The following is a 19431-nucleotide window of genomic DNA, read 5'->3' as shown; positions in this document are numbered from 1 at the left end:
TTAGGCAAAAGCCTAAAATCTTGTTGTAAGATCGGTTAGCCACTCAGGGCTAATCTCTACTAAAAACCCTTCAACTACCTTATCAAGCCCCGTTAAAACCATAAGAGAAATTACGATTAAGCAAATTCCCATGATGATTTTACTTTTGCTTGCAAAATTTGCGATTTTCTCTCTTTTATTTTTAAAGCTCTGTCTTGAGGCAAGCCCGATGGCTATGAGAGGTATGACTGCCGAAATTCCAAATACGGTCATAACTATAAATACGTTTAGCAGGCTTTCTGCACGTGAAGCCAGAGCTATCGCCGCTCCAAGAGTAGGCCCTACGCACGGAGACCAAACGGCTCCAAGCATAACTCCTACTATGAATTGTCCCTTGGCGCTGTCGGGATTAAATTTGGCTAAAAATCCTTGAGCTTGATTGCTAAAGCCGCTTGTTTTAGAGCTTATTAGCTCTTGCATTTTTGGACTAATAAGCCAAATTCCAACCAAAAGTAGTAGTATTCCGCCTACGGTTCTTATGGTAGAGCTATCAAGCCCAAGCGCAAGTCCTACCGAGGAAAGTAGAGTGCCTATAAGGCTAAAAGATAGCGCCATACCAAGCGCAAGCGTTATAAGTCCGAATTTTGATCTGCTAAGAGCCGAAGAGACTATAATAGGCAGTATCGGCAAAACGCAAGGACTTAAAGTGGTTAAAATCCCCGATAAAAAGCTAAAAAACAGTGTGGTAGCGCTGATATCCATAAAATTCTCTTAAAACGCCAGCTTTACTTGCTCTTTAATCTTCTCTTCGTTGGTTTCATAAAATGTCCTTGAAACCTCTTTGCCGTCTTTAAAAACTATGATAACTGATCTATCGTTTGCTCCAAGACTCTTTACCTCATCTTTTTGGCTATCAAAATCAACGGTTAAAAAGCTAGCTTTATCGCTGTTTTGTTTGGCGATTTGGTCTAAAACTTTTTCTTGCTTTTTGCAAGTGCTGCACCAAGTAGCGTGGATATGCACCACCACACCTTTGCCTTCGCTCATAAGCTCGTCAAATTTAGCTTTACTAAAAGCTTCTCCTGCAAATGAAAAGGTCGCAAACGCTAAAGCGACGACTAAAATTTTAAATACTCTCATATTTTCTCCTTGTCGGTTTTAATTTGTTGGCGTATTTTATATTTCCTGCGTTAATCAAGTGTAAAATTTATACTGTTTGATAAAATACTTTATCCGCTTAATAAAATTTCAGAATACATTAAATTCCTCGGCTCTATAATATTAATTGTAATAAATTATTATTAAAGGAGTAGTATGTCAAATAAAATGTTATTAAAAGCTATTTTTATAGCTACGGCTCTAACAATGAGTGCACAGGCGCACTAAGTGGTCGCTCAAAGTGTGGGTAAAAACAAATTTGAGCTTAAATTTTGGGCTCACGATAAATTTGAAGGCTACGCTTCAAAACAAGTTTTGGGCGCTAAGGCTTATGACGAGAATTTAAAGCTAATCAAAACAGGTATAGTTTATAACTACGACGATGATAAGAAGTTGCCTGAAATCTTGACCGATAAATCGCCTGCCGTAGTTACGATGACCTTTGATGCAGGACATTGGGTGCAAACGGATAAAGGCTACCTCGTGGGCGATAGAGCAAAGACAAAAGGGATAGTTTTTGACGCTATTAGAAGCATGAAGATAGGCAAAACCTACTTTTCGTGGAATGAAAACTTCTTAAAGCCCATAGGTCTTAAACTCGAGGTTATAGCGCTTAGTGATCCGTTTAAGATAAAAGTAGGCGAGAGCTTGCCCGTGCTTGTTCTAAAAGACGGCAAGCCTGCTAAAAACGTTGGTTTTGAAACGGCAAAAGATGATATAGATAACGTAACGAACGAATTTGGCATCGCTCTTATTCCTATTAAAGAAAAGGGCTTAAACATCATCGCGGCTAAATCTTCAGAGCCTATTTTTACCGACGAAAGCGCTGAAAGAATGCTTATACAAAGCTCAATATCATTTGAGGTCAAGTAGTGAAAATTCTAGCTTTTATAGCGGCTTTATGCTTAAATTTAAGCGCTCACGGGCTATTTTATAGCGCACATGAGGGCAAAGCCATAATCATAAATGCAAATTTCACAGAGAAAATTCCTGCCGCTTATGCCCAGATCGTCATATACGAGGGCGACTCTGCTATACCTCTATTAACCAGCACAATGGATAGCGGCGGGAATTTTGCATTTTTGCCGCCTCGCAAGGGAGCGTATAGGGTTAAGATTACCGCAAGTAGCGATCATGGCGAGCATACGAAAGAATTTGATATCGATGCAAACGATGAGCTGGCTCTTAATAGTTATAAAGAGCCTGTTTATCAAAAATATCTTGGAATTTTAAGTTCCATAGGCATAATCTTTGGTATTTTTGGTATCATTGCTATTATTAAATCAAGAAAAGTATGAAATTTGCACATATCAGAAGGAATTTTAAATAGCGAAATTTTAGTTGCGGGCTGGGTTGTCTCGGGCGGAATTTGCGCTTATGCGCTTTATAAGCTTGATTTTGAGAGTATCCCGAAAGTCGCTATGCTAACGGCGCTGTTTTTTCTTGGATCTTTTGTGCATATCCCCGTGGGTCCAAGTAGCGTGCATCTGCTTTTTAACGCCATTATCGGCGCGCTTGGCGGCTTGCAGGCGTTTTTAGCCATTATGATAGCGCTATTTTTCCAAGCTCTGCTTTACGGTTTTGGAGGTATAGGCGTACTTGGGGTAAATACCTTTATAATGGCGGCTCCTGCGGTTTTGGTGTGGTATTTTTTAAGACCGCATTTAAGTGTAAAACCGAATTTGATCTCCTTTATCGGTGGATTTGCGCCTGTTTTACTAAGCGTTGCCTTGCTTATCACCATACTTTTAATAAGCAGCGCAAGGCTTGATTACGCTGTTTATATGATTTTTATTTTTAATCTGCCTTTGATGTTTATAGAGGGCCTGATATCGGTTTTTGCACTGCGTTTTATCTTGCGTTATAAGCCAAATTTCTTATGAGTCGGCCGGTTTGCTATCTTTTAAGCATTATCGTTTATGATATCTTTTTGCTAAATGCGAGCGAAATTTATGCAGTTGATTTTGTAGCGCCCGTGCTTGCCTTTATCCTATTTCAAAAAGATAAAAAAAGAGCTCTTGTTTGGCTGCTTTATTTAAATATATTTTTGATTTTTATCGTTGCTTCTTACGTTTTAAACGGCGATTTTGCAAGTGCAAAAAGCATTTTTATAAGGACGAATTTAATCTTACTTTTGGTTTTAAGTTTGCTTCTTGGCAAGGATAGTTATTTTGTTATTAAGGCTCTTTTTTCTTTGCACTTACCGCAAAAATTAATCGCCATAATGATGATTTACGCTAAAGTTTTTGAAGAGCTTTTAGTGTGGGTCAAGGATATGCCAAAAACTCTTAAAATTCGCGGTGTCAAACGTGAAATTTCACTTTTTTTCTTTAAGGCTTATGCAAGCCTTATCGGTAAGATTATCGTTAGCGGGCTTGATCGCTCGTTTGGCATATTTAACGCTATGAAAGTGCGAGGATATAGCGGAAAGATAGCGTTTTTACCCGCTTTGCGGGCAAGCTTGGCAGAAATTTTACTGTTTGTAATTGTTATTTTAACGGCTATTTTTAGAGCTTATAAAAATTTTATCTAAAGAGGATATATGCTAGTAGAGGCTAAGAATTTATCTTTTAGTTACGGCAAAAGCGTGCTTTTTGAAAATATAAATTTGCAAATTTCTTCAAGTTCAAGAATTGTGATTTATGGAGCTAACGGGAGCGGTAAAAGCACGTTTTTGTCAATTCTTGCAGGCATAGCTTCACCAAATTTGGGCGAGATAATAAAACAGGATAATCTGCAAATTTCATATCTTTTTCAAAACAGCTTTGATCAATTCGTAGCCCCAACCGTCATCGAAGATGTCGCCTTTTCGCTTTTAGCTAGTGGAGTTAATCCCAAAATTGCACAACAAAAGGCTATCGAGATGCTTGAGAAATTTGAAATTTCTCATCTTGCAGATAGATCGATCTACTATCTTTCAGGCGGCGAGAAACGGCTCGTGGCGATAGCGGGCGCTTTGATGAAAGACGCTGATTTGTATTTATTTGATGAGCCTTTTAATGAGCTTGATGATGTGAAATCAGCTCTTACGCTTGCAAATTTAAATGCCAAAAATAAGCCTTTTGTGGTAATAACTCATAGTAAAAAAGAAATTTTAAGCAAAGAGGCGCAATGCTTTTTATTTACCGCAAACGGGCTTTTAAAGCAAGAGTAATTAGCCAAATTTGTTTGGTAAAATTTAGCAAGACTATAAGGCAAAGTTTAAATTTATGCTTTTAAAGATGATTTAAGAGGCAAATTACCTCTTAAATTAGTGTTCGCCTTTGTGCAAGAAATAAAGCCCAAGACAAAGCGCAAGAATCGACGCTGCAAGATAAGTCATCTCAAGCGGAGTTGTAAAATTTGCGTGCAAGACGCGCTGGAAGAAATTTACGATTAAGACCATAATGATGACTTTTCCGATCTTGTCTTTTAGCTCGTCAAGCGAGTGTACCTCTAAAACCTTGCTTTGCTTTGACTCCTTAAGAGCTTCGATCTCTGAGATAAAGAGCTCATAGATACCGAAACTAAAGATATAAAGAACCAGCGCCATGAGATATAGATCGATCGCTCCTACGATAACGCCCACTACATCCGAGTGGAAATTATCAGGATGGATACCTTTAAAGAAGTAGTTCCAAACATCATTCATGATAACAAGCACATCATAACTTGCTATGATAAAGAGCACGATAGCCCCAAGCAGACCGAATATAACGGGAAGTATAGTAAATTTATTGCTTGCAAGCAAGATTTTTTCAAATACTTTTGAAAACATCAAATTCCTTATTTTTAATTTGGCTCGTATTTTACAGTTTTTTTCTTAAATTTATGACTCTGTTTTTATTAAATTTTACCCGCAGATCAATGCTTGGTAAAATTTAAGCTTTGACAGAAGCTTTATTGCGACATTTTTTCTTGAGGATAATATAAATTTTAGGATTTAAAGGCTAAATTTATGCTCTTAAGCCATTAATTTAGCCTTAGTCACGGCTTAAAATCCGCAAATTACTCTTGCATTTGCGCCCATTTTTGAGCGATTCTTACTGCGTTGGTTGCCGCTCCTACGCGAATTTGATCGGCTACACACCAAAGATGAAGGACGTTATCTCGGTAGTTATCTTTGCGAATTCTGCCTACATAAGTGTAGTTAGTATCGCTTGCGGTTAGAGGCATGGGATAAATTTTCTTTGACGGTTCGTCTTCTATGATGATACTAGGTGCGGCTCTTAGTACCTCTCTTGCCTTATCGGCATTGATATCTTGGCTAAAGTGTATAGTGATAGCCTCGGAGTGGCTTCTAAGCACGGGCACACGCACGCAGGTCGCACTTACTTCGATATTTTTATGGAGAATCTTTTGGGTTTCGTTTACCATTTTCATCTCTTCTTTCGTGTAGTCGTTGTCTAAAAACACGTCGATATGAGGGATGAGGTTAAATGCCAGTTGGTGAGCGAAAATTTTTGGTTCGCACTCGTCAAGCTTAAATTCAAAGAATTTTTGAAGCTGCAAGACAAGCTCCTCCATACCCTCTTTACCCGCACCGCTTGCGGCTTGATATGTAGCGACATCTACGCGAGTTATGCCGTATGCGTCATCAAGAGGCTTAAGCGCTTGCACCATTTGGATGGTCGAGCAGTTTGGATTGGCGATGATGCCGCGATTTACCCATTTGACTATATCTTGCGGATTGCACTCAGGAACCACCAAAGGCACATCTTCATCCATCCTGAAGTGGCTTGTGTTGTCTATCACGACCGCTCCGCTTTGAGCTGCAAGGGGTGCGAATTTCGCAGATATTGATCCGCCTGCACTAAAAAATGCGATATCGATCTCATGCTCGTCAAATACGCTTTCAGTAAGCTCTACGACCTTATAGGCCTTGCCGTTAAACTCAACTTCGCTTCCGGCACTTCTTGCGCTTGCAAGCGGCAACAGCTCATTTACGGGGAAGCTAACTTCTTCCATCACACGGAAAATTTCCTCGCCGACCGCACCTGTAGCGCCTACTACTGCGACATTAAACTTTCTCATAAACCCTCCTTTATACCATATTTTTTAAGATTCTCTCGTAAATTTTCTTCGCTTAAATTTAAAATTTCGCACGCCTCTTTTAAATTTCCGTCCACGCTTTTTATTACGTCGATTATAAGGTCTTTTTTTATCACTTCTTTATCCTTTGGCTTTCTTGATTGTAAAAACAGATCGCTAGCCGAAATTTGATCTCCTTCGCTCATTATAGCCGCTCTTTGAACTACGGAAATAAGCTCTCTTATGTTGCCAGGGAATTCATACTCTTCAAGCTCTTTTGCAGCTTCTTTGGAGAATTTTTTAGCCTTGAAGCCAAATTCTTTGCAGGAATTTTCAAGAGCGCGATTTGCTATGGGCAAAATTTCCTCTTTGCGCTCTCTAAGAGGCGGGATAAAAAGAGGAATAGTATTTAATCTGTAAAAAAGATCCTCCCTAAATTTGCCCTGTTTTATCAAATCTTGCAAATTTGCGTTAGTCGCGCAAACTATCCTTACATCTATTTTAGTGCTTTTAGTAGCCCCAAGACGCGTTATCTCCCTTTCTTGAAGAGCTCTTAGAAGCTTTGGTTGCAAATTTAAAGGCATCTCTGCAATCTCGTCTAAAAATAGCGTCCCTCCGTCGGCGAGCTCAAACTGACCCTTTTTTTGAGCCGAAGCGTCAGTAAACGCTCCCTTTTCAAAGCCAAAAAGTTCGCTTTCAATGAGATTTTCAGGAATGGCCGCCATGTTTAGCGCGATGAAAGGCTTGTTTGCGCGAGGAGAGCTTTTGTGTATAAAATTTGCAAAGAGCTCTTTTCCTACTCCGCTTTCGCCGCTAAGCATTATGCTAACATCGGTTAAAGCCGATTTTTTGGCTATATGAAGCGTTTTTTCAAGAGCTGGCGAAGTGGAGTAAAATTCGCTTGATTGGGTGGCTTTAACTTCGCTTGGTTTTTGTATTTTTTTAGATAATTTTTGATTTAGAATTTCAACTCTTTTTATGGCTTGATAAAGCGTTTGTATATCAAACGGCTTTGTTAAAAAGTCCTTAACTCCAAGCCTTACGCTCTCAATGGCTTTGTTTAAAGTAGCGTTTCCCGTCATTATGATAACGTCAAATTTGCCCTCTAATTTTTTTATAAATTCAAGTCCGTCCATCGTAGGCATATTGATATCGGTTATTATAAGATCGGTATCATCGCTTAGCTTCTTAAGAGCTTCAACTGCGCTTTTGTAGCTTTTGATTTGCAATTCTTCGTATTCGCCAAGCGCTATTTCAAGGGATTTGCGCATATTTATGTCATCTTCGACAATGACTACATTCATAACCTACTCTTTTATCTTAAATACGCCGATAATAGCAGAATTTGGCTTAAATTTAATTGTAAATCGAATCGGCAAAAGCGTTACATCGGTTTTTGTGTGTAGATTTACGCCCTTTGAATTCTGGCTGTGAGTGTAGAAGTCTTGAACTTTAAATTTATAAGATACGAAGCATTCAAAAAGCTTGTCTTTGTGCAAATTTAGATAGGTTAAAGCGTCATTTTGCTCATTTTTCTTTTCGTTGATTTCGCATAAAAATTCATCTTGAATATTGGTTAAAACCATAGCTTTTGATATGGCTAAATTTTCGTAGTTTATAATGTGATTTTTAGTAGAAATTTTGGCCCAAAGGATAAATTCCTCTGAGCCAAAGAGAGTTGATATCAGAAGTATCAGTATGCAAAAATTTCTTGCCACTTGCTTTGATCTAGTTTAAGTTCCATTCTAACGCGGTAAAGACCGTCTTTGAAGTCATGCTCGACTATCGAAGCGTTTTTGATAAGACCGCTTACTTGAGCTGTTATGGTTGAGTCTTTTAGCATCGCATCTCTAACGGTATCGCGAGAGTTGATCTTTACTCCGTAAAGCTTTTCTGCAAGCTGTCTGTGAGCGTCAGCTATCGCTGCGCGTTTGGCAAGAGCTAAAGATTGGGCTTGAGAGACGGTGTTAAGAGGGGCTATGCCTTCACCTACTGCACTAAACATCGCTTCTACGGGAGCTATGTCATATATCATCTTTTCTTGCTTCATGACATCTCTTATATCGTCTTTGTCGATCTTTTGTATGACGACATCTTGCTGTGCCATGCCTAAATTAGCGTCTTTGCTAGAGCAACCGCTCATAACCATAACCGCCACGCCGATCATCGCAACATAAAAACTCTTCATTTTATAACCTTTTTATAAATTTCATTTGCCAATCATTAAAGCAAAATTTATTCCAAAATACTGCCGCCGTCTTCGCTCTGCTCATCGCCTTCTTCGCTTGGACTTTCTTCCTTAGGGCATGCCGCTACGCTTACCACGTCGTCTCCGTCGACATTTACGACTATTACACCGCTTGTATTGCGACCGGCTTTTCTGATGCTTTGCATATCTACCCTGATCATCTTGCCGCTTGAGGTTAGAGCCATCAAATCCTGCTCTTCATCAACCATTAAGACTCCGACCAGATCGCCTGTGCGATTTGTTAGCTTCATGCAGATTACGCCCTTGCCGCCACGATTTGTTAAGCGGTACTCTTCAGCGGTTGTGCGCTTGCCGATACCTTTTTGAGATATGCTAAGCACCTCTTGATCGTTACTTTCAATTACTGCCGCACCTACCACCTCGTCGCCAAGCTCTTTAAATTTAATTCCCGTTACGCCGCGAGCCGTTCTTCCCATCTGGCGAACTTTGCTAACGTTAAATTTAAGACACATACCTTTTTTAGTAACGATAAAGAGCATTTTACCTGCCGCTACACTATCTACGTTTTCGTCTAAATTTTCATCTTGAATTTCTATCTCTTGAGTTAAGGTTGTATTTTCATCATCGCTAATAGGCGGGATAAATTCATTTTCATCGCTCTCAACGATCAGTGCGGTTACCAGTTCGTCGTTTTCATCAAGAGTAATAGCTCTTACGCCGATAGAGCGTATGTTTTTAAATTCGCTTAAATTTGTGCGTTTTACTACGCCGTTTTTCGTAAAGAACGCAAGCGACTTGTTTTCGTTGAAATCAGTTGTCGGAATGATCGCTTTTATCTTTTCGTCAGGCTGAAGCTGGACTAAATTTACTACCGCTTTGCCTTTTGCCGTGCGACTTCCTTCAGGAATTTTATATACTTTCAGCCAGTAGAGTTGTCCGCGATCGGTTACAAACATCAGCGTATCATGAGTATTTGACGTAAAGAAGCTTTCGATGAAGTCATCATCGTATGTAGTTACTGCTACTTTGCCCTTACCGCCTCGCTTTTGCTTCTCGTATTGCTTACTTGGCACTCGTTTGATATATCCGCGATGAGTTATGGTTACGACCATGTTTTCATTAGGTATCAAGTCCTCGATATCGATATCGTCATAATCATCCACTATCTCTGTAACGCGCGGAACTTTAAATTTGCTCTTTATTTCGATGAGTTCTTCTCTAATCAGTGTTTCAAGCAAGGTTTCGCTCTTTAAAATTTCATCAAGTCTTGCTATCTCGGATAGTAGTTCTTGAAGCTCGTTATCAAGTTTTTCGCGCTCAAGACCGGTTAGCTTGCTTAGCCTCATATCCAAAATCGCATTTGACTGAAGCTCGCTAAGTCCAAATTTAGCCATCAATCCATCTCTTGCCGAAGTCGTATCAGGGCTATTTTTTATAAGTTCTATTACTTCATCAATATTATCAAGGGCGATTTTAAGACCTTCTAAGATATGTGCTCTTGCGCGTGCTTTTTGAAGTTCAAAAATAGTGCGTCTTATTATAACCGTCTTGCGGTGATTTAAAAATAACTTAAGCAGATCGATAAGACCGAAAATTTTAGGCTCTTTATTATCTATCGCAAGCATTATGACGCCAAAGGTGCTCTCCATAGTTGTAGATTTAAAGAGATTGTTTAGCACGATATCGCTCATCGCATCGCGTTTAAGTTCGATAACTACGCGAATTCCGTCTCTGTCGGACTCATCGCGCACTTCGCTAATGCCCTCTATCTGTTTTTCTTTAACAAGATCGGCTATTTGCTCGATTAGGCGAGCCTTGTTTGTTTGGTAAGGAAGCTCGTCGATTACTATCACGTCCTTGTTTGGCTTTTTTTCGATATGGGTTTTTGCTCTTATCTTTACGCGACCTCTACCTGTTTTGTAAGCTTCGATAATGCCTTTTTTGCCAAATATTATACCGCCTGTCGGGAAATCAGGACCCTTGATATGCTCCATAACCTCTTCAAGAGTTGCGTTTTTATTATCAAGAACCAACAAAAGTCCGCTTATCAACTCATCAAGGCTATGCGGAGGGATGTTTGTAGCCATACCTACCGCTATACCGCTTGAACCGTTTAAAAGCAAATTCGGAACCCTACTAGGCAAAACATCCGGTTCAACGGTGCTGTCATCGTAGTTTGGAATAAAATCAACCGTGTCTTTGTCTATATCGCGAAGAAGCTCTTCAGCCAAATTTGTCATTCTAGCTTCCGTATAACGCATCGCCGCCGCACCGTCGCCATCAACCGAACCAAAGTTTCCTTGACCGTCAACGCTTGGATATCTCATAGAAAATGGCTGAGCCATACGAACAAGCGCGTCATATACGGCTGTATCGCCGTGCGGGTGGTACTTACCGATGACATCACCTACGATACGAGCCGACTTTTTATAAGGGCTTCTTGAGCCTACTCCAAGATCGTTCATAGCGTATAAAATTCTTCTATGAACGGGCTTAAGTCCGTCTCTTGCATCAGGCAATGCACGTCCTATGATAACGCTCATAGAGTAGTCTAGATAGCTTGCTTTTATAGAGTCTTCAATGTCTATAGATTCGATATCTTGATTTGCTTCAAATATGTTTTCCATTTGTATCCTTAAAATTAACTCATAGATTCTAGCTAAAATTTGATAAAAGATGGCTAAATGCGAAATTTGATACGTAGATTATTAAGCATTTATTGGTAAATTAATTTGATATGTTTTTTGAATTAATCCGGTAAAAGAAAGCTTGTGTATTGATGTTTTATTGTACAGGCTGATTAAATGATTTGTGATCTATCAAATATCTCTTGGGTCTTATACAATAAAGCTGTATGGCAAATTTGGCTTTAGCTATTAATACTTCGCATCGGCTAAAACAAGTCCGAACAAGACCTCTACGCCAAATTTTTCAAGTGCTGTTTTAGCTTCAATCATCGTAGTTCCCGTAGTTATTATATCATCAACCAAGATAACGGGGAATTTTGGAATTTTGTTTAGCTTGAAATTTCTTGGATGCTTTATGCGAAAGGCTAAATCCTTGCCCGAATAATTTACATCAGAGCTTGCATGAAGGCAATAATGAAGCGGCTTGATCTCATCGCTTTTAAGAGCGCGAGCCAAAATAGCCGTGTGAGAATAATCAAATTTAACCCTATCATCTATCGCTACGGCATTTATTTTTGAGCCGAATTTGAAATTTTGAGCAAATTTTTTGAGACTCAAATTTGCAAGGCTTTTGTATATAAATCTGCCGTGAAATTTATGCTTGGAGTGGATTAAATTTTTAACTTCGGAGTAGTCAAAGAAGCTGTAAATTTTAAAATCGTCTTTTAAAATTCTTGTTTTTAAAGATGAATTTTTAAGGTGCAAGGCGCAAAATTTGCATAAAATTTTAATACTTAAGCGCCCACAATTTGCGCACCTCATCAGCTTTTTAAAATTTGAACGGCGGCTCGTTTTACGATATCGCTTAAAAGTTCGTCTATAAATTTGTCAAATGCGCCACTTGTCTGGATAGGGGCGAATTTGGTTTGCGTTTGTGCGACATTTTTTGTTATGGTCTGATCGCCACGCCTTATAGTTAGCATTACTTTTGCTTCGCCTTTTAGGTTGTCCGTGCTATATCCGCTTAAATTCGCTTTAAGCCATACGATCTGCACATCAACTATTATATCGCTAGAAAAGCTCACAACTTGCCCGCCGAGCCTTGAAATTTCCTTTTCAAGAGCGTCTTTTAGCCAGACGGAGATGTCGTTTTGAAGTGTAACGTATTCGCTAACATCGCCTTTTGAATTCGTTATCGTTGCGACTATGCTTTTGTTTTGGCGATTGTCTATGACCGAGTTTATCTGAACCTGTTTGGCAAACCCTAAAGAATTTGAAGTTGAGTTATAAGGAGATAAATTAAGAACCGAACTTTGTTGTGCGCAACCTAAAAATAAAAAAGGAAGTAGGGCGATAAGTATGTATTTTTTCATGAATTTCCTTTATAGCTTTGAAATTTCTTCAGCGACTTTGTTGGCCGCTTGTTTGACTAGCAAAGATACGTATATGTCAAATTGTCCCGTCCTGCTTACTGCAAGCTTTTTTACTTCTTGTTTTGTAGTTATATTGAGTATTCTGCCGTAATTTATGTTTTTAATTTTAAGTACTCCAAAAAGTTGTGAATTTAGCTGCTCTTGACTTCTGCTATAAACTCCTTTAAGCTCGGTAAATGAAAAATCAAGTCTATATGTGTAAGGAGATGTTTGATTCTCTACGACAAGGATACCTCTTGAAAGAAGCTCTTGTTTTAAAAACATATAAAATAGTGGCTCAAGTCTTGGGCTTGAATTAAATACAACAGTGCTTCCGTTTTGTCTTATATATTTTATGCTTTGAGCATCTTCCCTCTCGTCCGTTATCCTGTGTATGTATACTTTTTTAAGTGCGGCTTTTGTGTCTATCATATTTTTTTTGAGGCAACATTTTATAGCAACATCACTTCTATATTTTGTGCCGTTTATAGTTACGGTGTTTCCTGAGCCTTTACAAGAACTGCAATCAATAGGAATTTTCATAACCTCTTCGAAGTGAAATTTAGCATCGCTTGAAGATGAGCTAGAAAAGTTACCGGTTACAACAGCTCCATCGCTTGTCTTTGAAGAGCAACCTAAAAATAAAAAAGCCGCCGCTATCATCAAAAAAATCGTCTTAAATTTCATTCTGTATCCTTAAAATTTTATATTAATCAAAGCAAATTTTATTCCGCCTGCGAAATTTAGCCCGAATTTAAGCCTTAATCTATCTTAAGTACGCTTAAAAACGCTTCTTGAGGTAAATTTACCTTGCCTATGGCTTTCATTCTTTTTTTGCCCTCTTTTTGCTTTTCAAGCAATTTTCTCTTACGCGTGATATCGCCTCCGTAGCACTTTGCCGTGACGTTTTTGCCCATTGATTTGACCGTCTCGCGCGCTATGATTTTATTGCCGATACTTGCTTGGATAGCCACTTCAAAAAGCTGTCTTGGCACGATCTCCTTCATCGCTTTCACGAAGTCGCGCCCCTTGCTTTGCGCCTTGCTTTCGGGCACGATGATAGAGAGCGCATCTACAGTTTCTCCCGCAACCTTGATATCAAGCTTAACTAGGTCTCCCTCGCGGTACTCGCTAGGCTCATAATCAAAGCTTGCGTAGCCTTTGGTGCTTGATTTAAGCTTATCGTAAAAGTCCATTACGATCTCATTCATCGGTATATCGTATTCAAGTAGCACACGCTCTGGCGTGATGTAGTCCATCTTGGTCTGAATCGCTCGGCGGTTGTTTAAAAGCGTGATGATATTGCCCAAAAATTCACTCGGCGTGATGATGGTCGAGCGCACGTAAGGCTCTTTTATCATCTCGATTTTATTTACAGGCGGAAGCTGGCTTGGATTTTGAATCTCTAAAATTTGCCCGTCCGTCTGGATAACCTGGTATGTCACGGTCGGTGCAGTTGCTATCAGATCAAGGTCAAATTCACGCTCTAAACGCTCTTTGATGACCTCCATGTGAAGCAGTCCCAAAAATCCAACGCGAAAGCCAAATCCAAGAGCGACCGAAGTCTCAGGCTCGTAGCTTATGGAGCTGTCGTTTAGCTTAAGCTTATCAAGAGCGTCGCGCAGATCTTCAAATTTGTCGGTCTCTATCGGATAAAGCCCTGCAAACACAAATGGCTTTGCTCGCTCAAAGCCACCGACCGGTTCTTTAAGCGGATTTTTAGCAAGCGTTATCGTATCTCCTACCTGCACGTCGCTTACGTTTTTAAGTCCAAGCACGACTATGCCTACTTCGCCCGCGCTTAGCCTGCTTGTCTTAATCGGCGCGATTGGGTTTGGATACATAAGATCAAGCACGATATGCTTTTTGCCTGTGCCCATAACCAAAATTTCATCGTTTTTGGCTAACTCGCCGTCATACACGCGCACAAGAGCCAGCGCACCAAGGTAGTTGTCAAACCAACTATCGTAAATTAGCGTCTTAAGCGGGCTTTTTATATCTCCGTGCGGTGGCGGAATTCGCGTGATGATGGCTTGGGCGAGCTCTTTTATACCTATGCCGCTCTTTGCACTTACTTCAATAGCATTTGCGCAGTCAAGTCCGATAACGTGCTCTATCTCGTTTTTAACTCGCTCGGCATCTGCCGCGGGAAGGTCGATTTTATTTATCACGGGGATGATTTCAAGGTTGTTTTCAAGTGCGATATAGACGTTTGCGATGGTTTGAGCCTCGACTCCTTGGCTTGCATCAACCACAAGCAGGGCTCCTTCGCAGCTTGCTAAACTTCTACTTACTTCGTAGCTAAAATCAACGTGTCCCGGAGTGTCGATTAGATTTAAGATATATTTTTCGCCGTTTAGGTTATGTTCAAGCCTCACGCTTTGAGCTTTTATCGTGATACCGCGCTCTTTTTCGATATCCATCGTGTCCATTATCTGACTACTCATCTCGCGGTCGCTTACCGCTCCGCACTCTTGGATTAATCGGTCTGCAAGAGTGCTTTTGCCGTGATCTATGTGGGCTATGATGCTAAAATTTCTTATGTTTTTCATTCAAATTTGCTCTTGTGTTTAAAATTTGTCTTATTTTGCCAAAAAATCTTTTATTTTTCGCTAAATTTGAGTATTTACTCGCTTGCCTATATCTTTTAGTTTTGAAAACTGCTCGATGAGGTTTGGCGCGTCATCAAGGCTTATGGCAAAGGTCCATAGGTATGTTATTACCGAGTAGATATGCCCTGCGGTTGCTTTATTGTTTGCAAGAGTTATGATAGCTAGGCCAAAAAGTACAGCAGCACTTATGCCGATGATTAAAAAGCTCATCGCTTAGCGGTTTGATATCCTTACTCTTAACAGCGAAAGTAGCTTGTAGTGCCTTTTTAGCTTGTTTTCTCTAGCTTCTTTTATCCTGCTAACCTCTTTTTCTATCTGGTTGTTTAGTCTTAAGTAGAGTTTGTCGTTTTTGCTTATGTATCTTGGTAGCAAAAGAGCAAATATAACGATTACTATAAATGTCGCTAGACCCACGTAAAATTCGATAAAAATAGCATAGCCACAGAGCCGAAAATAGAAACCGCCGAAGTAAAAAGCATAGGAAAATGCTGCTCGAAGAAATCCACAAATTCCCGCGACAAATTCGCTCTTGCTATTATTACGGAGTCGTTTTTTGAGTCTTTTTTCTCGCTCATTATGACTTTTACTGCAAGATCCGCATAAATTTTAGTAAAGACCTGTGTATCTACCCTACGTCTTGCGGTACCTATACACCAACCTATAAGCACCATAAGCGAATAGGTAAGCGCTAGCAAGACTTTGCCTTCTATGATAGCGTTTATGGCGATACCTGCTAGCAGTGGATATATAAGAAACAGCCCATTTTCGGCAAGCACCAAGCTAAATGCTAAAAATAGCTTTTTGAAATTTTGCTTGGCGATGAGTTTTAGCGTTTTAAAAGCGCTATTTTTCATGAAATTCCTTTGTTTGAATTAAGCTAAATTTTATAGGCTTTTAAATTTGATGTCAAATTTAAAATTAGTTGTAACTATTGACATTACAATAAAAATTAGATAGACTTCGCTCATAAGTTGTAATTAAAAACATTACAATAAAATTTTAAAGGATCTAGAATGAAAAAAATAGCTATCATAGGCGCAAACGGAAAGAGTGGCAAAGAGTTGGTCAAAGAAGCCTTGCTTCAAGGTTATGAAGTAACCGCTATCGTGCGAAACAAAGAGTATAAAAACGACAAAGTGAAAATTGTTTATAAAGACGTGTTTGAGCTTAATAAAGAAGATTTAAGCGAATTTGACGTAGTTATAAGTGCATTTGCCGTATGGACTAAAGAGACTTTTTATCTTCATGCAAAGCACACCAAGCATCTTGCCGATCTTCTTAGCAGTAGTAAAACTAGGCTATTTATCGTGGGCGGAGCGGGAACTCTTTATGTAGATAGCGACCGCAAAGTAATGCTAATGGACGCGCCTGATTTCCCGACTGAATACCTAGATGTAGCAAAGGCTGACGCAGGATCGTTTTATGAGCTAAAAGATAGAAAAGATACACTTTGGACTTATGTTTCGCCTGCTCTAAATTACGATGAAAACGGGGCTAGAACGGGTAAATATAAAATCGGAAGCGATAAGATTATTTTAAATTCAAACAACCAAAGCTACATAAGCTATCCTGACCTTGCCTTGGCGATAATCGACGAGATAAAAAACCAAAATCATATAAACAGGTGCCTAACTGCGGTAAGTGGATGAAATTTATGTTTTTGCCCGTAAAATTTGCTATTTTTGGCTAGAATAACGAAAAAATATTTTTAGGTAAAAATGCAAATAGGGCAAAAATTTTCAATCGCGGTTCATATTCTTTTGAGTGTCGAGTTTTTTAAAGAGGATAAAAACACTAGCGAATTTCTGGCAGAAGGTATAGGGGTAAATCCCGTAATAGTAAGAAATATCACTGCTCTTTTGAAAAAAGCTAAATTGATAAAAACTTCTCCCGGTGTAGGCGGACTATCCTTGCTAAAACAGCCAAGTGAAATTACGCTACTAGATATTTATAACGCGGTAAATTCGGATCAAAAAGAGCTTTTTAAAATACATCAAAAATCCCCTGCCGCTTGTCCTTTGGGCGGGCAAATTCAAAATTTGCTAAGCGGACATTTTTTAGCTGCGCAAAACGCTATGCAAAACAAACTCTCTTGTATAAATTTACAAAATTTACTTGACGAACTAAGGGTTTTAGGCTCTTAGTTTGGGATTTAAAATTTTGTTTTAGCAAGTTAATATTTTCAACCAAGATAAGGTTAAACTAAATTTTAAAACCGCCGATATAGAATGAATATTTGGTAAATGAAATTTTAAAATACGCAGAAAAAATAATACTCGGCTTATTGTCAAATTTTAAATACTTTAATAATAAATGTGATACAATCGGCAAAAATTTAAAGGAAATTTAATGATATTTGTAGATGCTTGTTTCAAAAGACCTACGCCTTATACTCCTGTTTGGATGATGCGTCAGGCGGGGCGCTATCTGCCCGAGTATATGGCGGTTCGCAAGTCGGCGGGAGATTTTTTATCACTTTGCAAGGACTATAAAAAGGCAAGTGAAGTAACCATCCAGCCTGTTGATATTTTAGGCGTTGATGCGGCGATACTTTTTAGCGATATCTTGGTCGTGCCGCTTGAAATGGGTATGGATCTTAAATTTGTGCAAGGCGAGGGGCCTATTTTTAGCGATCCGATCAAGACAAAAGAGGATTTAGACAGGCTTGACGTGCAAAAATCAATCAAAAATTTAAGTTATGTTTATGATACGATCAAGCTAACTCGCCAAAATTTGGCTCAGGATAAAGCGTTAATCGGCTTTTGCGGCGCTCCTTGGACGATAGCTACTTATATGATTGAAGGCGGCGGGACGAAAACTTATGCCGTTAGCAAGAAGCTTTTATACTCAAATCCTGAATTTATGCATCAAATTTTAGCCAAAGTTACCGCTGCGCTTATCGGCTATATGAAAGAGCAGATTAAAGCGGGTGTAAATGCGGTGCAAATTTTTGATAGCTGGGCGGCTGCGCTTGAGATGAGTGCGTATTTTGAGTTTGGCTGGAAGTATATCATGGTTATAGTTGATGCGCTTAAGGCCGAATTTCCGCAAATTCCGGTGATCGTATTTCCAAAGGGCATAAGCGGATATCTTGATAAGATAGATGGAAATTTTGAAGTGTTTGGTGTGGATTGGAGCACTCCGATCGAGCTTGCTAAAGCAAAACTAAGCCCGAAATTTGTACTTCAAGGAAATATGGAGCCGACTAGACTATACTCAAAATCTGCGATTGATGAGGGAGTTGATAAAATTTTAAGCGTGATGAATGGTGCGCCTCATATATTTAACTTGGGGCATGGAATTTTACCTGATATACCTGTTGAAAACGCAAAACATTTCATCAGGCGGGTTCAGGAAAAAAGCGCAAGATAAAGTTAGCGGGTTTAAAAACTAAAAGGAGTGGTTTTGAATAATATAAGGATAAAATTTAAGATAATGGCTATAGTTGTGGCCAGTTTAATCGGGCTTATAGCCGTAAGCGCTTATCTTTTTAAAGGGATTTTAGATACGCGCGATAGAGCTGAATATAGCGAGCGAGTTGTTGATATAGTCGTAAATAAAAACGCTCTTATTCACGAGATGCAAAAAGAGCGCGGATTTAGCTCCGGAGTGCTTGCAGGAGGTGATAATGCAAAGCTCTTGGCGCAAAGAAAACTTGTCGATGCGGCACTTGAAAGACTTAAAGAAAAAGACGAGATGCAAACTAAGCTTACGCCTCTTCGCAAAAGTGTAGATAGTCGCCAAAACGCAGGACAGCTAGCGCAATTTACGAAGATGATCAGAGATGAGATCATATCGATAAACGGATATAGTGCGCATATTGATCCGAATTTAGTAGATGATCTTAAAAGAAGTTTGATAATAGGCGAGATAAAAGAGTCCTACGGGATATTGCGCGCTACTTTGGTGGGAGTATTTACCAAGCGCAGTATAGACAAGATTGATTACAATAAAGTCGTATCTCTTGATAGCGTCATAGGTAAATTTTCTAAGGATTTTGATGATTTTAACCCTAAAAATTTTAGAGATGAATTTGACCAAATAGTAAGAGATAAAAGTGAGTTTAAAGAGGTAGGCAAGATAGTAAAAGACACTATAGAGATAAGCTCGGGATACACGCCTGAATACAGTCCTTCGGCTTGGTTTGAAAAGGCTACCGCGGTAATAGATCAAATGAGAGAATTTGAATTACAATTACTTGAAAACATGAAAAATCAAGCCTCCACAATAGAAAAAAATGCCAATAATCAGCTTATGATAAGTGCCGTTTTGATAGCCTTTTGTCTGATAATTCCTCTTGTTATATCGATAATAATAGGTAAAAATTTGATAAAGAATATAGAAAGTACCAAAAGCGGTCTTGTTGAATTTTTTAACTTTTTAAATAACAAATCACAGAATGCCAAGCTTTTAAATTTACAAGG

General features: G+C 39.1%; 22 protein-coding genes and 1 pseudogene. 9 read left to right on the top strand and 14 right to left on the bottom strand.

Annotated features, from left to right (window positions below; genetic code table 11):
• Positions 1–12: 12 nt before the first annotated feature.
• Positions 13–741 (bottom strand): cytochrome c biogenesis CcdA family protein, encoded by a 729-nt coding sequence (locus CDOM15925_RS07430; protein ID WP_169942660.1) that lies wholly within the window; start codon positions 739–741, stop codon positions 13–15.
• Between the two features lie 9 nt (positions 742–750).
• Entirely contained in the window at positions 751–1119 is a 369-nt protein-coding gene (locus CDOM15925_RS07425; protein ID WP_169942658.1) for a thioredoxin family protein, read from the bottom strand.
• A 246-nt stretch (positions 1120–1365) separates the two neighbouring features.
• On the opposite strand from CDOM15925_RS07425, the gene CDOM15925_RS07420 reads away from it, so the two are divergent.
• Genes CDOM15925_RS07420 through CDOM15925_RS07400 form a run of 5 tightly spaced genes read left to right on the top strand, consistent with a single transcriptional unit; the run spans position 1366 to position 4291 of the window.
• Positions 1366–2010, top strand: coding sequence for a DUF4198 domain-containing protein (locus CDOM15925_RS07420; protein ID WP_169942656.1), 645 nt, complete (start codon positions 1366–1368; stop codon positions 2008–2010).
• On the top strand, positions 2010–2435 hold the full coding sequence (locus CDOM15925_RS07415) for a carboxypeptidase-like regulatory domain-containing protein (protein WP_169942654.1): 426 nt from the start codon (positions 2010–2012) through the stop codon (positions 2433–2435). The genes CDOM15925_RS07420 and CDOM15925_RS07415 overlap by 1 nt, the downstream gene beginning before the upstream one ends.
• A gap of 3 nt (positions 2436–2438) precedes the next feature.
• Positions 2439–3020: a cobalt transporter CbiM gene (cbiM, locus tag CDOM15925_RS07410; RefSeq protein WP_169942652.1), complete on the top strand. Its 582-nt coding sequence runs from the start codon at positions 2439–2441 to the stop codon at positions 3018–3020.
• Positions 3017–3670 carry a CbiQ family ECF transporter T component gene (locus tag CDOM15925_RS07405; RefSeq protein ID WP_169942650.1) on the top strand — a complete coding sequence of 218 codons (654 nt, stop codon included), beginning with the start codon at positions 3017–3019 and terminating at the stop codon, positions 3668–3670. The genes cbiM and CDOM15925_RS07405 overlap by 4 nt, the downstream gene beginning before the upstream one ends.
• 9 nt (positions 3671–3679) lie before the next feature.
• Entirely contained in the window at positions 3680–4291 is a 612-nt protein-coding gene (locus CDOM15925_RS07400; RefSeq protein ID WP_169942648.1) for an energy-coupling factor ABC transporter ATP-binding protein, read from the top strand.
• A 96-nt stretch (positions 4292–4387) separates the two neighbouring features.
• Here CDOM15925_RS07400 and CDOM15925_RS07395 read toward each other — a convergent pair whose 3' ends face one another.
• From CDOM15925_RS07395 to CDOM15925_RS07345, 12 genes and pseudogenes are all read right to left on the bottom strand, one after another.
• Complete coding sequence (locus tag CDOM15925_RS07395; protein ID WP_169942646.1) at positions 4388–4894, bottom strand: YqhA family protein; 507 nt, start codon at positions 4892–4894, stop codon at positions 4388–4390.
• A 230-nt stretch (positions 4895–5124) separates the two neighbouring features.
• Positions 5125–6150: an aspartate-semialdehyde dehydrogenase gene (locus CDOM15925_RS07390; RefSeq protein ID WP_169942644.1), complete on the bottom strand. Its 1026-nt coding sequence runs from the start codon at positions 6148–6150 to the stop codon at positions 5125–5127.
• Entirely contained in the window at positions 6147–7451 is a 1305-nt protein-coding gene (locus tag CDOM15925_RS07385) for a sigma-54-dependent transcriptional regulator (RefSeq protein WP_169942642.1), read from the bottom strand. Before CDOM15925_RS07385 ends, CDOM15925_RS07390 begins: the two co-directional genes overlap by 4 nt.
• 3 nt (positions 7452–7454) lie before the next feature.
• Entirely contained in the window at positions 7455–7865 is a 411-nt protein-coding gene (locus tag CDOM15925_RS07380; protein ID WP_169942640.1) for a hypothetical protein, read from the bottom strand.
• Positions 7841–8335: an LPP20 family lipoprotein gene (locus CDOM15925_RS07375; protein ID WP_169942638.1), complete on the bottom strand. Its 495-nt coding sequence runs from the start codon at positions 8333–8335 to the stop codon at positions 7841–7843. The genes CDOM15925_RS07380 and CDOM15925_RS07375 overlap by 25 nt, the downstream gene beginning before the upstream one ends.
• Positions 8336–8382: 47 nt before the next feature.
• A complete protein-coding gene (gyrA, locus tag CDOM15925_RS07370; RefSeq protein ID WP_169942636.1) occupies positions 8383–10983 on the bottom strand; it encodes a DNA gyrase subunit A in 2601 nt (866 codons plus the stop codon).
• 249 nt (positions 10984–11232) lie between these two features.
• On the bottom strand, positions 11233–11805 hold the full coding sequence (locus CDOM15925_RS07365; RefSeq protein WP_169942634.1) for a ComF family protein: 573 nt from the start codon (positions 11803–11805) through the stop codon (positions 11233–11235).
• On the bottom strand, positions 11805–12356 hold the full coding sequence (locus tag CDOM15925_RS07360; RefSeq protein WP_169942632.1) for a YajG family lipoprotein: 552 nt from the start codon (positions 12354–12356) through the stop codon (positions 11805–11807). Before CDOM15925_RS07360 ends, CDOM15925_RS07365 begins: the two co-directional genes overlap by 1 nt.
• A gap of 9 nt (positions 12357–12365) precedes the next feature.
• The gene (locus CDOM15925_RS07355; RefSeq protein WP_169942630.1) at positions 12366–13082 is read right to left on the bottom strand and encodes a hypothetical protein; all 717 of its coding nucleotides are present in this window, start codon (positions 13080–13082) and stop codon (positions 12366–12368) included.
• A 74-nt stretch (positions 13083–13156) separates the two neighbouring features.
• Positions 13157–14947, bottom strand: coding sequence for a translation elongation factor 4 (lepA, locus tag CDOM15925_RS07350; protein ID WP_169942628.1), 1791 nt, complete (start codon positions 14945–14947; stop codon positions 13157–13159).
• 60 nt (positions 14948–15007) lie between these two features.
• Positions 15008–15217: a hypothetical protein gene (locus CDOM15925_RS10105; protein WP_249934710.1), complete on the bottom strand. Its 210-nt coding sequence runs from the start codon at positions 15215–15217 to the stop codon at positions 15008–15010.
• 3 nt (positions 15218–15220) lie between these two features.
• A pseudogene (locus CDOM15925_RS07345) lies at positions 15221–15861 on the bottom strand (ABC transporter six-transmembrane domain-containing protein).
• Between the two features lie 159 nt (positions 15862–16020).
• Here CDOM15925_RS07345 and CDOM15925_RS07340 point away from each other — a divergent pair.
• The 4 genes from CDOM15925_RS07340 to CDOM15925_RS07325 all read left to right on the top strand — a co-directional run.
• The gene (locus CDOM15925_RS07340) at positions 16021–16656 is read left to right on the top strand and encodes an NAD(P)-dependent oxidoreductase (RefSeq protein WP_169942626.1); all 636 of its coding nucleotides are present in this window, start codon (positions 16021–16023) and stop codon (positions 16654–16656) included.
• A gap of 69 nt (positions 16657–16725) precedes the next feature.
• Positions 16726–17151 (top strand): Rrf2 family transcriptional regulator, encoded by a 426-nt coding sequence (locus CDOM15925_RS07335; protein WP_169942624.1) that lies wholly within the window; start codon positions 16726–16728, stop codon positions 17149–17151.
• A 205-nt stretch (positions 17152–17356) separates the two neighbouring features.
• Entirely contained in the window at positions 17357–18379 is a 1023-nt protein-coding gene (hemE, locus tag CDOM15925_RS07330) for a uroporphyrinogen decarboxylase (protein WP_169942622.1), read from the top strand.
• A gap of 33 nt (positions 18380–18412) precedes the next feature.
• The coding region (locus CDOM15925_RS07325) for a nitrate- and nitrite sensing domain-containing protein (protein WP_169942620.1) at positions 18413–19431 on the top strand (1019 nt) is incomplete at its 3' end.

The organism is Campylobacter sp. RM15925, from assembly GCF_012978775.1.
Taxonomy (GTDB): domain Bacteria; phylum Campylobacterota; class Campylobacteria; order Campylobacterales; family Campylobacteraceae; genus Campylobacter_A; species Campylobacter_A canis.
Note: the sequence above shows the minus strand (reverse complement) of the source record. Positions and strands in the feature narration are given on the sequence as shown.